Raw genomic sequence first — 13,660 nt, forward strand, 5'->3', positions numbered from 1 at the left:
AGCCAGATACAGATGTTTGAGCAGCGGCTGAAACCGCTCAATGAAGCGGTGCTTTTCTCGGCCCCGGAAGGCATGGCTCTGACCAGCGGGGAAGATATGCAGATGGCCGCAGCACGAAATGTGGCTATCAACGCCGGGGGCGATATCAGCGTCGGAACAATGGGCAATCTGACTCTGCTCACCGGTGAGAAACTGGGACTCTTTGCCCGCACCGGTCAGTTGAGCCTGAAATCCGGGGAAGGGCCAATAGATGTCCAGGCGCAAAACGCCAGTATGCGGTTGTTTGCGGAGAAGAAACTGACGCTGAGCTCAGCGAGTGACATCTCCTTTGCCGGGAAAAAACGTATCACGCTGATCGGCGGCGGAAGCTATCTGCGACTTGAGGCCGGAAAGGTTGAATATGGTACGACGGCGACGTATATGCGCAAAGTGAAGCGGACTATGGCGGCGGGGGCGGCGAGTATGCCGTTAAATCTGCCTGTGATGCCACTGGTTGATTTATTCACCTCTCAACCGATCAGTCAGAACCTTAAGCCGGTGCTCCGTTTGTCTGATGCGCCAGGAGTAAACGGACTCGCACAATCAGTACGTCAGTGGCAAATCGTCGAGGCAGACTCTTACATGCAGGCCATTACTACCGATGAAGTCCTTATGAACGGACAAACGGACGATGCTGGCAATGTACTCCAGTCAGAAACACAACAGGCGCAACTGATAAAACTGGCATCACAGTATTCGTCCCGTTTATGGATGGTTGCTGGTGACCGCGCGCACAGGTTGTATTTCAATATGATACCTGCCGATACAGGCAGTGATGCAAAGGACTTCTGCGCACAGGATGCAATGGGATTCCATCGCATGTTCAATTCGGTCTCCGACAACATTCAACCTGGAGAAAAGTTGGAACAATGTATACAGGATGAACAACAGATTAACGGGGCAATACTCGATTCACTCAGGGAGGAAAAATAAGATGGCAGTGCAAAAACTTGATGATGGCATGAATCGGGGGAGTGTGTATTTCGATGACAAAAGCGACAAGAGCTATACAGCCACGTTAACTCACAACCATTGGGTACATTACACCAGTGGCCTGGAGCGTCAATCAGAAAACTTTGCCGAGTATACCGAAGGTAATGCGGTGCAGGCTTTCCTGGGGGGAAAAGCCTATTTTACTGCGTTACTGACTGCCTTTAAACAGGCCCAAAAATGCATTTACATCACAGGCTGGCAGGTTAACTGGGATGCCCAATTAGCGGAAGGGGTTCGCCTGGTGGATGCATTACTCGAAGCCGTAAAGGTTTCACCAGAGCTGCAGGTGTACATTATGCCGTGGAATAACCCCTCACAGGTAGAAACCTATTCGGCGGCAACAGAGCGGGTATTTGCTGCGATGAATACCCATCTCGGAAGGCAGGCTTTTTATGTTCAGCGTGCGGGCTCTAAATCCGGAATGATGTTTTCGCATCATCAGAAATGTGTGATTGTCGATGAAAAACTGGCATTTGTCGGCGGAATTGACCTGGCCTATGGACGCTATGATGACCATTATGGTTTGCAGGCAAATGCAGACGGACGACAGGGCATGAATATGTACAATTCGTGTATCCCGCCTGTTTCCCGGCAAAACAGTTATAACCCCATGGAGGAATATGTCATCCCGACAGGGAGTTTCCAGAGGGATAACCAGCAGGATGAACGGCACAAAGCCGAGCGTCGGCAGGCTGACAGTGTACAGCACATTATCGATAACGTGCTCAACCATCAGCACTTGCAGTCATCCGCCACGTCAAAGGACAGTACCTGTCTGGACCCGACGGTCCAGCCCCGGATGCCCTGGCAGGACTACCAAATGCAAATTGACGGGCCAGCGGTTTATGACCTGGTGCGTAACTTTGTGTTTCGCTGGAACAGTTATAGTCACCCCTATCCGGATCATTCGCTGAAAACCTCTGTTCCTGAACTGGAGGTTCCGGCAGCACCGCCACAGAAAAAAGGCAGCTGCCAGGTGCAGGTGCTGCGCAGTGCCTCACTCGACATGCGTAAAGATGAACATAAACGTATGCCGGACAGCGCACCAAAGGCCAGGCTCAAACAGGATGATATCCTGCGCAGTATCCACCTGCTTATCAGCAAGGCGGAGCACTATATTTATATTGAGAATCAGTTCTTTGTCTCGGCGTTTGGGCAGTCATCGATTAATGCCGGGAGTGGGCTAAGCCCGGTGGCGGATAGCATTAATCCGTCATTTGATACCTGGGCAACCCGGCTCTTGCCTGATGATGAAACACCGCAAAACCCGGTGGCAGAATGGCTGGGTGACCGGATAACACGCGCCATCTTCAGTCAAATGCAGCAACCGTTCCACGTTTATATTGTGCTGCCGGTTAACCCGGAAGGCCGACTGGACGACCCAACCATTGTGGCGCAAATCCATTTAACCCGGCAGTCGCTGGTCTTTGGTTCGCACAGTCTGCTTAACCGTATACGCCGCAGCTTATGGGTAAAACAACAGCTTGAGGTACAGTCGGTACCGCGCAAAGAGTGGTATTTGCGTATCCCGGAACTAGAACTACAGTGTGATGAACAATACAAAAATATTGATTTTTCTGAATGTGATTATTATATCACGCTGCTTAATCTGCGCGACTACGCCGAACTAAACGGTATGGCGGTAACAGAGCAAATATACGTCCACAGTAAACTGATGATTGTCGACGACCGCTACGTACTGGTCGGTAGCGCTAATATCAACGATCGCAGCCTGCAAGGTGACCGGGACTCCGAACTTGCGGTGCTGATATCCGATACAGCCCACTGTTATACGGACCTGGATGGTACAGGCATTGCTGCACCGACCCGAAATTTTGCGCGTGAACTGAGACAAAATGCATGGCGTAAATGGCTGGGCAGTGCAGCGGGAGAGTGTGCAGAGGTGCTGGATAAACCGGCACTGAAAAAAGGCTGGGAGAAGATTCAGATGTTGGCGAAAAAAAATGCTGAGACCTATGAAATAGTGTTTGATTTTATTCCGAAAAATTATATTGACAGCAATCCCTATCCTGCTGAAATAACACCTTCTGTTTCTGATACCGAAAGCACAAAAACTAATGAAATACCCGCCTCAATATGGCCTGTAATGAACACGGGTGACAAGATTAAAAGTTTTGTAAGAAGTAGCATGCCCTTCTCAGAGATTTTTTGGCGAAATTATAAATTTCAGAACGACGGTTCCCTGCATGCAATTAAAGGTTATTTCACTGCTCTGCCTATATACTGGACCGAAGGAGAGAATAACATGATTCGATATAATATGCGGCTCATTGCCAGCAATGCTGTATCTGCTGACGATACACAGCTGTTAGCGGATAACAGTGCCGGTGATAATAATGAGGTAAATCAGGCATGAAGGGACTACCACCACTTGTTATACTTGGTTGCCTTGTTTATTCTGATTGTATTATTGCACAGGAATGGAAGGGTGAGTGCATTGGTTATTATCAGTTGCTGTTGCCTGATGGCTTGGAGGTGGCTTTATATCCCGTGAATTTAATCATTGACCCACTCGCAAATCCAGCGCGGCAAAAAAACACGTTGGTATCGCGTTATTTGTTTCCAAAAATATCTTTCGGTGAAAATCGATATCAGAGTAATGGTGACACAGTTCAGGCACAATTCTCAGTATTCCATTATGCAGATTATGACGTTATAGTATCCTCTGAAAACAAATCGACTATCGATTTGCTGAAATATGAAAAGGAATTTAAAGAGCGTACTGACAATCGAATACAGGACTACTGGGATAAAAGGAACCACAAATTATCAATGAAACTTCCAGTATTACCAAAAGATATTGCTGAAAGATCACTTGCGTACAGTATCAATAACTACGACAATGCTTTTTCAGCCACTGATTCGGGTGGTTATTCTTTATTTGTAAGCAATGGCAACAGACTGTTTATTTTTAAAAAGGCAGATAAAGTACAATCACTTGATGAGCAACTGAACAAAAGCAGACCTGAGATGCTTTCATTGCTTAAACGTTTTCAGCCACGCAAACTCTACGAAGTTCCGGCAAAACAGGGGTTCTGTTTACCCTATGGTTTTATCGCCGGGGATTCCGGACATGAAAAACGCAATATGGCCGTCACTTACCGTCTGAAAAATCACCCAGATGTGACCATATTTTTCCAGGACCTGGGGATGATGAATCCGCAGGCAGGAGAATAAGACGACCTGAATGAGAAGGATTACATGGCCTGGCTGTGGAGCTGGGATTTCCAAGCGGGAGCAACTTCAAAAGAGCTGATAAAACCAAAGTGGCGCTCAATTAAGATAGATGGTCGTGACGGGACCGGAACTTTTGTTAAAGGCACATACAAAAATGTTCCAGTATATGACTATAAAGGTCATGTGAGTAACCGGATGAATTATATTAACTATGGCTATGCGGCTTATGTGCAGGGCAATCATAAAGCCAGAAACCTGGAACCAGATTTACTGCTCTATGTTATGCAGGACAGCCGTCAGCTTAAAAATCAGCCGCCAATGGATAAGGACGAAATAGAAAAAATGGCTGAACATATTATCAGTTCGATTAAGAGAAGGTAATCCATTGATTATTAGCTCCGCAATTTTCTATTCCTTTATTTTCACCCAGTACTACTCTTATGACGTGGGTTTATCAGCTCAGGGATCGTAAAGCGGCTGATGCCGCCGATTACCAGACGCTGCTGCGTAATGCCGATACGGTACTTAAAGACGACGTACTGGCGTCAAAATCGCTGCTGGTGATGCCCAAAGGCAGCGTGACACTCAATATGCCCATGGATGAAGACGCTCAGTTCGTGGCGGTGGTGGGGCTGTTTAACCGGCCGGATCAGAAGGACAACCGCTGGCGCCTGGTACTGACCCGTGACGACCTCGACCCGGACAAACCCCGCACAGAAGCGGTGCTTTTCTCGGCGCCGGAAGGCATGGCCCTGACCAGCGGTGAAGATATGCAGCTGGCAGCCAGCCGGAACCTGGCGGTTAACGCCGGAGAAGACTTCAGTGTTGGAGTGATGGGCAATGCGACACTGCTCACCGGTGAGAAACTGGGGCTCTTTGCCCGCACCGGTCTACTGAGCCTGAAATTCGGGGAAGGGCCAATCGATGTCCAGGCGCAGAACGCCAGTCTACGGTTGTTTGCTGAGAAGAAGCTGACGCTGAGCTCAGCGAGTGATATCTCCTTTGCCGGGAAGAAGCGTATCACGCTGATCGGCGGCGGAAGCTATCTGCGACTTGAGGCCGGAAAGGTCGAGTATGGTACGACGGCGTCGTATATACGCAAAGTGAAGCGGACTATGGCGGCGGGAAGTAATTCTCAGACTCCAGAAATCCCATTTTTACCAGGGCCTGGTGATGTTTTTCGAAGGAGTTTTATTCTTGTTGATGATAGAATTCAAGAACCAATATCAAATATTAGATATGAATTGACCTCACCTACAGGTTCTGTCGTTAAAGGCGTTTCATGCGAGAAGGGCCTAACAGGTTTTGTTAGTCATCCTGATGAGGCTGAAGTAGAATTAAATATTCTTGAACAAAATTCATTATTTATAGGGTGATTTTGTGTCCAATGTAAAGATTAGATCAAAGTTAACAAGCGAAAATGAAAACAAACAAACGGTCCCGGTTAAAATCTTCAAAATAACTGACATCCCAGATGTGATGGAGGAAAAAGATTGGACGGTGTCAGCACGTTTTATGCGAAAATGGTTCAATGACCCATTTTACGAAATGACATCCAAAGAGAAGCTAAATAAAGTTGATATGAATACTGTGGACAAACGCCATGTCATTGAAGATTTGGATTTTGATTGGTTGTTAACTTCTTCGTTACGAATTAAACCGATTTACGATAATTTCGTGAGGCAAGTTTTGAATATTATTGAGTATAATGACTACTTGGGGAGAAAAAACAAATATCACAGCAGTTGTCTAATGGCCTTTGTTACATAATTAACAGGCTGGATGAATCAGGTCTTTTTGTTAACAACGAAATAAAGGAATGTTATTTAAATTATGGCAACCTGTCAGCAATAGAGCTTGATAAAATAAGTCAGTTTAACTTTATTAAAATTGGTAGTACATTGTGGGAAAAAGCAACAGATACCCTGGATGATGTGTATGGTGCCCTTGGTTCTTTTATAATCAAACTTGCATTTACAGATCTTACTGTCACCAGAGATACTGATGGTTTCATGAGATTATAAATTAAAGAACTTGGATTGTACGTTAGGGATACATACGAGTTTATGAATGATGGTGATGATCAACCGTTAGGTTATTGGGGGGAGAAGGGTGTCATCAAACCTGGGGTGATGAGTGAATTATTGGAAAAAGAATATCTTGATGAAGACGGCTGTAGATACTTTAGAGTTACTAACTCATCTTTTGTGAGATACAGGGAAAAATATAAAAGCGAAAATAAAACCGAAGATTTTTTCGTATACTCGACGGTGAAAAAAAATCCCTGCAAACATTATTATTCATTTGAATAAGATAGATATGGAGGAATATATTTACTGGAAAGACGAAAATGTTAATGCATAGATTTATAAAAAAAATATTCTGCTTCATGTTGATATCAGTTCTCTTCTTTTTCGTTTTGTTAATGGCGATTAAGATCATGGCTTATCAAAATGCATTAAAGAAAGATTCTATATGGAATCGTGATAATAAATGCGAACTGATTACTTATATCCCTGACTATCGACTATATGGTGGTATCGGGAGAGTGTTGCGGTTATTTTCCAACCAATCATTTTTCGTCGTCTATGATAAAACGGGAGAAAAAATAAAAAGTTCAGCTTGGCATTTTTGGGAATATCAGTTCTCTGATTTAGTTGCACCTGGATGGTCAGGCATCGATTTTCTTTACCCATCTGACAGCGGGTTTTCAGGCTGGACTTTACCTGAATGCAAAAAAAATAAAAAATCATAGCAAAACTAATAATATCCTTCCTTGGATGTACCATCATCCTGGTAGTGCATCATTTGGGTTACGACTGGTACATGACATACTTTACACCAAGTAAAAGGAGTTAAAGAAATATGGCATCTGGAAAGAACAGCATAATCATACTGGCATTTATATCTTCAATTATAGTTATGATGGGGGGTATTCTTTAGCATCACGGGTATATGAACAGACATTCATTGTTTCTTCCCATCGAACTGTCGGGATGATATTCATATCGTTCTTCTTTATGTTTATCGCGGCCCCAACTTTACTCTTGACTTTGCTTTCACCATTAAGGGTGAATTTAACTATCTTTGCACTTACAATATCATATCTATTTTATGAGTGGTTTTCTTTACATCCATTACGTGTAGGTCTTATGGGGGGGTTATAATAAGTTATTTGTACGTATCACTCATAAAAAATATTTCCATTCTTCGCGTACGAACTCTAGAGTTTAATATGGATAGAAAATCCCCATCTTTATACGAAATTCTCACTGGAAATTTCACTGGTGACCTTTCTCTTGACGTTGTAAATGAGGAAGATCAGGTCATTCTATCAGTACTAGATAACATCCAACGTATTTTGAACGCCCGGGCCGGTACCGTATCCCATCTACCAGATTATGGTTTGCCGGATATGACCAAAATCCTCCAGGGTATGCCGGGTACAGCCCATGAGCTGATGGGAACCCTGTCAGCTGTACTGCTCAAATATGAACCACGGTTGCAGAAGATTGACGTGATTCTGCTCGAACAGGATATTCCCGGCGAACTGCGCTATGCCATTGACGCGGAACTGAAAGGTATCGGGCTGGTGCGCTACGGCACCGAATTTATGCCTGAGGGCAGGGTGCTTATCCGCCACCTGAAACAGCAGCAGTACCTGGAAGTCCGTTCCTCCCTCTAGTTTTTATTCTGGCTGAAACCATCATGACTACTCCTCCTGAATGCCACCTCAAAACCGGCGGCGACCCGCGCACGCTTGCGGATTACGCGCGCCTTCGCGATGAAATGAATAAACTGACCCATCCGGCGCGCCCGGACGTCAACTGGCAGCACGCGGAAACACTCTGCCTGTCGCTGTTTGAGCACAACGGCGTGGAACTGCAGACTGCCGCCTGGTATACGCTTGCCCGAACCCATCAGGCCGGGCTAAACGGGCTGAATGAGGGGCTGACGATCCTGGTCGCGCTGGTCTCCCGGCAGTGGGGCAATGTGTGGCCGCAGCAGACGGCGGTGCGAATGAAAATACTCAGTTCGCTCAGTAAACGGCTGCAGCTGGCGATGCGTACTCTGCCGCTGACCTCTACAGACCTGAGACAGCTTTACCAGGCCGAAGCGCACCTGGCGGCGCTGGATGATGTACTGCAGCGCCTGGAACTCAAACATGTCAGCCAGCTTGACGCCCTGTATACCCTGATGCACAACACGGCGGTGCGGCTGGAAGACAGCGAAAATAAAGAGGAGACCGCGCTGCAAACGGGCGCCGCTATGCCTGAACCTTCCTGCGCCAGCCTCCCTGAACCGACCGTGCAGATGAAATGGGTCTATGTCGCCGAGCCGGCACCGCGGCCGGAAGCTGACGCGGTAACGGCATTCCCGCCGTCCGCGAAGCCCTGGAAACCCTTTGCCGCCGGGATGCTGACCATGCTAGCGCTGGCCGGAGCCGCGGCGGGAGGATGGCTGGCAATGCGTCCGTCCGAAACGGCGCTGCGGCAGTTTACCGCCATGCTTACCCCATTACCCGCGGCGCTTTCTGCCGAGCAGCTACGGTCGCTGCGACAACACACCCCTACGCCGGAGACGGGTATAAAACAAACGCAGCAGCGGCTGGCGCAGCTTTTACAGCTAAAACCGGACTGGGTGCTGGATTATGGCGACCATCTGGCGCAGCAGGCGCTGACATTATGGCCGGAACAGGCGAAACCGCTGGCGCGACAATGGCAACAGCAGGTCAGCGCCGCCGCGCTTCCCGCGGAGAATCTCAACGGCTGGCACCAGGGAATGACGCAGCTACAGCAGTTGACGAACCGGCTTAACGCGCTGGATGAGCAGAAGGGGGGGTATATCACGGTGAGTGAGCTGAAGTCGGCGGTGTTTGCCATAACGCAGTCGTTCAGCCGGGCCGTTCCGGCGGAAGAGCAGCTGAGGCAGCTGTCAGAACAGCCGCACAATCAGCCAGGGACTTCGGCGCAGCAGAGCCAGACGGAACAGCACCTGCAGCAACTGATTGCCCGCTACGCCGCGTTGAAACAAAAAACGGCGGAATAACCCTGGGATCGCATCCACCGTGATATTCTTTTCCACAGATAATCGACGAAAAGGTATCCGGGATATCCATTCTGCGGCCAGAACCCCCCCGCAATACCCGGAACCGGCGCGGCCTGTCGCGCCAGTTCCTCATTTCACATCCCCGGTCAGGGCTATCTAATAACCACGTAACTCACTGGCTTCCCAGCTGTAAGCGTCACTGGCGATTAACGTATCGCCCAGCTCCTGGTAATCGAAATGATAAAACTCAGCGCTGGCGTCATAACCGGAGTAGTCGACTGCCGCAAGGCCAACAAACGCCCCGGTAAAGAACCCGCCGTAGCTTTGCAGAACATAATCATCCGAAAGGATCGCGGCATCTAACCTGACGGGGATTTCAGTGAATTCAACCCCATCAAAGCTATATTCATAGCTATACGTTTCTTTCCTGACCTTCGTGCGGAACCAGACTTCTTCAACATGGTCCGGGACCTTGATAGCGTCATCTTTTAAATATGATGTATATTTCCCGCGGTTATTCTCACCTAATTCAATGATCTTGCCGTTAATTTCATTCCAGGTAATGAACACAAAGCTCCAGTGACGATCGTTATAGTAGTTTGTTAATCCTGCCATTTGCTGGTAGTTAAATGGATTAAATTTGACTTTAACTTTCGCGTCAAAATAGAAGGCCTGCCAGCGGCGGGCAATCAGCGACAGGTCGTGGGTATTCGCTAAAGAGCCCTGGCCAATTAACGTTAGCTTGCCATCGCCTGTGGTACCCATTTTTTCTGTGAACGGCACCCGCAGGGTATTCCAGTTGCGATCGAGCGTCGCCGTTGTAAAGTCGTCGTGCTGGCTATGGTTTTCCGGGCTTTCGGTATAAATGGCATCTTTTGGACCCTCAACAAACGTTTTCCCGCCATGGCCTCCTTCAATACGCGGCCAGCCATCTTCATCCCAATACACCTTTTGAATAGCCGTTTCTCTGCCCAGCGTTGACCAACCGCGAGGATCGTAGACCGACTCACCCGGGCGATTCCACGGACGCGCGCAGAGCGAGGCGTAGTACCACTCCCCCCCTGGGGTAGAAACTAAGGCACCGTGTCCTTGCTTTTGGATATAGCTGTCTGGCGTATCGACGTTGGTTAAGAAGACCTCACCAGGCTCGGTTTCAAAGCTGTTGGCGTCTAAGGTTTTAGAACGCGCAACCACTTCCTGGTGCGTAAATACGGTGCCGCCCTGGGCGGCAAAAAGATAATAATAGCCGTTCAGTTTATACAGATGCGGGCCCTCAACGAGCGCAACGGCAGTGCCGCGGTAAATAGTACGCGCGGTTTCTGGTCTTAATTTTAGGGTCCTGGTATCCAGTTCGGTTAAGGTGATGCCGTCAAAGGGATGGCGATACTCACGATGATCCCAGGTTTGCTGCACGATATATTTACGCCCATCATCGTCATGGAAAAGTGAAGCATCAAAACCTACGCCGTTGAGCTTGATGGGATCCGTCCATGGGCCGCGAATATCGGTTGCGGTGGTCAGATAGTTGGTCATGTCTTTAAAGGCGCCTTCGGTGACTTTGACGTCGGTATACACCAACCAAAATTGACCATCCGCATAAGAGAGCGCCGGTGCCCAAATCCCGCCTGATGAAGGATTGCCTTTCATATTCAGCAGGGTGGTTGTTGACAATGGCGAAGGGAGAAGATTCCAGTGCTCCAGGTCTTTTGACTCATGTAAACGAACGCCCGGGAACCACTCGAACGTCGAGTTGGCGATATAGTAGGTATCCTTCACGCGGATAATACTGGGGTCGGCATTAAACCCACGTAAAATAGGGTTTTGAATAAGAGACATATCATTACACCTTTTTAAAATGAAAAGTGACTTAATGGCTGGATTTATAATTTTTAGCTACACGCGTATCTCATCAAGCTGACGGTTGATATCGTTAACGTTTTTGTCAGAGATGGGATAAACCTGAATGATGATCATCGATATAATGGCTAACGCGATAGGGATCCACACCGCGGTCATAATGATCCCGTCGATAGCGCTGGCGCTTTGCTGGGCGCCGGTTTCATTGAATCCATAGACGGCCAGCAGCCACAGCGGGATAGCGCCGCCGATAGTAAAACCAATCTTGAAAAACAGCCCCATAATCGCGTTAATGATCGCCGCATTCCGTTTGCCAGATTTTAATTCGCCGTACGCGATGACTTCGGGAACCAGCGCCCACATAAAGCCGGTCGCCGAGGTTAAGCCCCACTGTTTAATGAAGGTCGCGATGTAAGCAAGCCAAAGCGCATCATGCATACCCTCCCGTGACCAGACGTAAGTCAGTAATTCACCGACAATAAACATGGCCAGAAAAATGTGGAAGAATCCTTTTTTACCAAAAATTTTCTTGAGTTTGGGCCAGAAAATAGGGAAGGCAATGCCCGGAATCGAGGCGACAAGGCCGACGGCCCCCATCCACTCTGAATGACCCACAACGTACTGATTGAAAAAGCCGTTAACCGTGTTCATGAAAAACATGAAGGTAAACGCCAGCATGAAAAACAGCCCGAGAATAACCAGCGGACGATTATGTTTAAGTTCAAGGAACAGATCGGTCGTTTTGACGTTGGCAGTCTGTTCTGCCGTCGCAACAACGCGTTCTTTGGTGAATTTATAGCAGATGAAAAGCGCCGCAGCGCCGATTAGCATATAAACGGAGTAAACGCCGAACCAGGCGTAGTTCGCTGATGGATCGGTATAGTTTCCCAGATTGAGCTCAATGCCAAAAAAACCGGTGTCCTTAAGGCTACGATCTTTTGGCGAGGCCATTTGTACAAACATCGGGAACAGGGTATAGACAAGAAGGTTCGCGCTATTGGCCAGCATCATGCGGGTACTGGTGAGTTTATCAATCGATTCCGGATCCCGGGTCAAGGACGCGTTAAGAGAACCATAAGGAATATTCACCACCGAATAAACTAAATCCAGAGCCAAATAGACGATAAAAGCAAAAGGGACTGAACCTCGGACGCCAGGAATGGGAGCAAAAAGTAACGCGGAAAGGATCACCAGCGGCACGCCGGCTCTTATCAGCCAGGGACGGTATTTACCTGCTTTTGACGTTCTTTTGTCAACATACGTGCCGACCATCGGATCCCAAAAGACATTGATGATTCGGACAAAAAGAAATATAAACCCAGCCGTTGCCGTGCTGATGGTATTTACCGTCAGCATGTGAAGAGCCAGAAAGCCGCCTATTGTGCCAAAAACCAGGTTTTGAGCGAAGTCGCCCATTCCATAACCAATACGTTCCCCGCGCGTTAATTTATGATATTCGTCATGGCGGCTTTGCATTATGTTTTTACTCATTCTGAGCAGACTCCGGTGTGTTGTGTGGATGTGTAACAATTTCTGACATAAATGATCTCGAAGAATCCATTACGTTTTTAAATTAATTTATTATGTTTTTTTACTTCTGTGATCATCGAAGCAAATACCCATCAAGACTATCTTGTCTCTCTTGTTGACTAACGATTTAGCAGCTATATCCCGATAGATTCAGGGCGCGAAAAAATCATTTTTTATTTTATTGTTTCTCTCTTCATCACCCGAAAAAATGTACTTTACATAGTTCTCCAGGCGTTGAGTAAATGACGCTAATATTTGCGAGATGGCTCACATTTGAGCATTTTCTTAATCGCTGAGTGAAATAACGTAATTGAGCAACCGGCCGGGAGAATAGAGGATGTGTCACAGTTGTTAAATTTTGGCTTTATAAATTATGGGGTTCATCATGCAATCTTATGCTGAGCGGGGCGCAGCCAGCGGTTTTACTCATCCACTCGACGGTGCCGGGGTGGCGGCCAACGCCGCGCCGTTCCTGTTTTTCACGGCAATAGCGCAGGTCGCTGGCGCCATCAATGCTATCCGCCGCCTGGAGGCAAAAGGTGGTGCCGTGAGTACGGAGGGCGTCGCCAGTTGCTGAAACAACGACGCTAATTATGGCGCATGCCCGGCGCAATCAATACCACCGCTGCTGGCCCGTAAATTATCCAAAATGATAATTTATCCGGGGGCAGCTCATTATTAAACAACGCGCGAGGAGGTCGGATAACCCTAATAGCGTAAAGCCTCTGTAGATGTATAAAATTAAAATAATGTTCTTATGATAGCGAGATATTCTGTCTACCCAGAATGGGATTGTTATTATCTGAATAAAATTAACCTATATTGAGATAATTTTGACAATGATAAAAAAACTTCCATTACCCGTGGCGGTTATCGCCGCCTTTTTCCCGTTTACCTCTGCAATAGCCCAAGAGTTCACGCAGGAACAGATCGACGCCATTGTGGCGAAGGCCGTCGATAAAGCCCTCGCCGAGCGCCAGGCGAAAATCGACGC

At 47.6% G+C, this 13,660-nt stretch carries 10 protein-coding genes and 4 pseudogenes; 12 read left to right on the forward strand and 2 right to left on the reverse strand.

Going from position 1 to position 13,660, the window contains the following annotated elements; all coding sequences use genetic code 11:
• The 10 genes and pseudogenes from CMQ96_RS28985 to CMQ96_RS27940 all read left to right on the forward strand — a co-directional run.
• Positions 1-972, forward strand: a 972-nt coding sequence (locus CMQ96_RS28985; protein WP_255256997.1) for a DUF2345 domain-containing protein, incomplete at its 5' end; no start/stop codon positions are given.
• 1 nt (position 973) lies between these two features.
• The gene (locus CMQ96_RS27910; protein ID WP_255256998.1) at positions 974-3,409 is read left to right on the forward strand and encodes a phospholipase D-like domain-containing protein; all 2,436 of its coding nucleotides are present in this window, start codon (positions 974-976) and stop codon (positions 3,407-3,409) included.
• The gene (locus CMQ96_RS27915) at positions 3,406-4,230 is read left to right on the forward strand and encodes a T6SS immunity protein Tli4 family protein (RefSeq protein WP_255256999.1); all 825 of its coding nucleotides are present in this window, start codon (positions 3,406-3,408) and stop codon (positions 4,228-4,230) included. Before CMQ96_RS27910 ends, CMQ96_RS27915 begins: the two co-directional genes overlap by 4 nt.
• A 24-nt stretch (positions 4,231-4,254) precedes the next feature.
• Positions 4,255-4,611, forward strand: a complete 357-nt coding sequence (locus CMQ96_RS28990) for a hypothetical protein (RefSeq protein ID WP_255257000.1) — start codon at positions 4,255-4,257, stop codon at positions 4,609-4,611.
• A 59-nt stretch (positions 4,612-4,670) separates the two neighbouring features.
• A pseudogene (gene tssJ / locus CMQ96_RS28745) lies at positions 4,671-4,916 on the forward strand (type VI secretion system lipoprotein TssJ); the annotation flags it as partial.
• 18 nt (positions 4,917-4,934) lie between these two features.
• Positions 4,935-5,606: pseudogene (locus CMQ96_RS27920) on the forward strand (DUF2345 domain-containing protein); the annotation flags it as partial.
• A gap of 4 nt (positions 5,607-5,610) precedes the next feature.
• Positions 5,611-6,594, forward strand: a pseudogene (locus CMQ96_RS27925) (DUF6402 family protein).
• Between the two features lie 76 nt (positions 6,595-6,670).
• Complete coding sequence (locus CMQ96_RS27930) at positions 6,671-6,985, forward strand: hypothetical protein (protein WP_224233026.1); 315 nt, start codon at positions 6,671-6,673, stop codon at positions 6,983-6,985.
• A 480-nt stretch (positions 6,986-7,465) separates the two neighbouring features.
• Complete coding sequence (gene tssE, locus CMQ96_RS27935; protein ID WP_064342550.1) at positions 7,466-7,915, forward strand: type VI secretion system baseplate subunit TssE; 450 nt, start codon at positions 7,466-7,468, stop codon at positions 7,913-7,915.
• A 23-nt stretch (positions 7,916-7,938) separates the two neighbouring features.
• Positions 7,939-9,279, forward strand: a complete 1,341-nt coding sequence (locus CMQ96_RS27940) for a VasL domain-containing protein (protein ID WP_098067617.1) — start codon at positions 7,939-7,941, stop codon at positions 9,277-9,279.
• 156 nt (positions 9,280-9,435) lie between these two features.
• On the opposite strand, the gene CMQ96_RS27945 is transcribed toward CMQ96_RS27940, so the two are convergent.
• Together CMQ96_RS27945 and CMQ96_RS27950 are read right to left on the reverse strand one after the other, a co-directional pair.
• A complete protein-coding gene (locus CMQ96_RS27945; RefSeq protein WP_098067618.1) occupies positions 9,436-11,115 on the reverse strand; it encodes a glycoside hydrolase family 43 protein in 1,680 nt (559 codons plus the stop codon).
• Positions 11,116-11,172: 57 nt separating this feature from the next.
• Positions 11,173-12,612 (reverse strand): MFS transporter, encoded by a 1,440-nt coding sequence (locus CMQ96_RS27950; RefSeq protein ID WP_162685345.1) that lies wholly within the window; start codon positions 12,610-12,612, stop codon positions 11,173-11,175.
• Positions 12,613-13,051: 439 nt separating this feature from the next.
• On the opposite strand from CMQ96_RS27950, the gene CMQ96_RS27955 reads away from it, so the two are divergent.
• Positions 13,052-13,243: a hypothetical protein gene (locus tag CMQ96_RS27955; protein ID WP_133116571.1), complete on the forward strand. Its 192-nt coding sequence runs from the start codon at positions 13,052-13,054 to the stop codon at positions 13,241-13,243.
• 256 nt (positions 13,244-13,499) lie between these two features.
• Positions 13,500-13,660, forward strand: a pseudogene (locus CMQ96_RS27960) (carbohydrate porin); the annotation flags it as partial.

The organism is Klebsiella sp. MBT K-1 (genome assembly GCF_002556465.1).
Lineage (GTDB): Bacteria > Pseudomonadota > Gammaproteobacteria > Enterobacterales > Enterobacteriaceae > Klebsiella > Klebsiella grimontii.

Coding starts and splice junctions, on each gene's coding strand:
- CMQ96_RS28990 (WP_255257000.1), top strand. CDS start 4,255: ATGGCCTGGCTGTGGAGCTGGGATTTCCAAGCGGGAGCAACTTCAAAA.
- CMQ96_RS27955 (WP_133116571.1), top strand. CDS start 13,052: ATGCAATCTTATGCTGAGCGGGGCGCAGCCAGCGGTTTTACTCATCCA.
- CMQ96_RS27915 (WP_255256999.1), top strand. CDS start 3,406: ATGAAGGGACTACCACCACTTGTTATACTTGGTTGCCTTGTTTATTCT.
- CMQ96_RS27930 (WP_224233026.1), top strand. CDS start 6,671: ATGGCTTATCAAAATGCATTAAAGAAAGATTCTATATGGAATCGTGAT.
- CMQ96_RS27950 (WP_162685345.1), bottom strand. CDS start 12,612: ATGCAAAGCCGCCATGACGAATATCATAAATTAACGCGCGGGGAACGT.
- CMQ96_RS27940 (WP_098067617.1), top strand. CDS start 7,939: ATGACTACTCCTCCTGAATGCCACCTCAAAACCGGCGGCGACCCGCGC.
- tssE (WP_064342550.1), top strand. CDS start 7,466: ATGGATAGAAAATCCCCATCTTTATACGAAATTCTCACTGGAAATTTC.
- CMQ96_RS27910 (WP_255256998.1), top strand. CDS start 974: ATGGCAGTGCAAAAACTTGATGATGGCATGAATCGGGGGAGTGTGTAT.
- CMQ96_RS27945 (WP_098067618.1), bottom strand. CDS start 11,115: ATGTCTCTTATTCAAAACCCTATTTTACGTGGGTTTAATGCCGACCCC.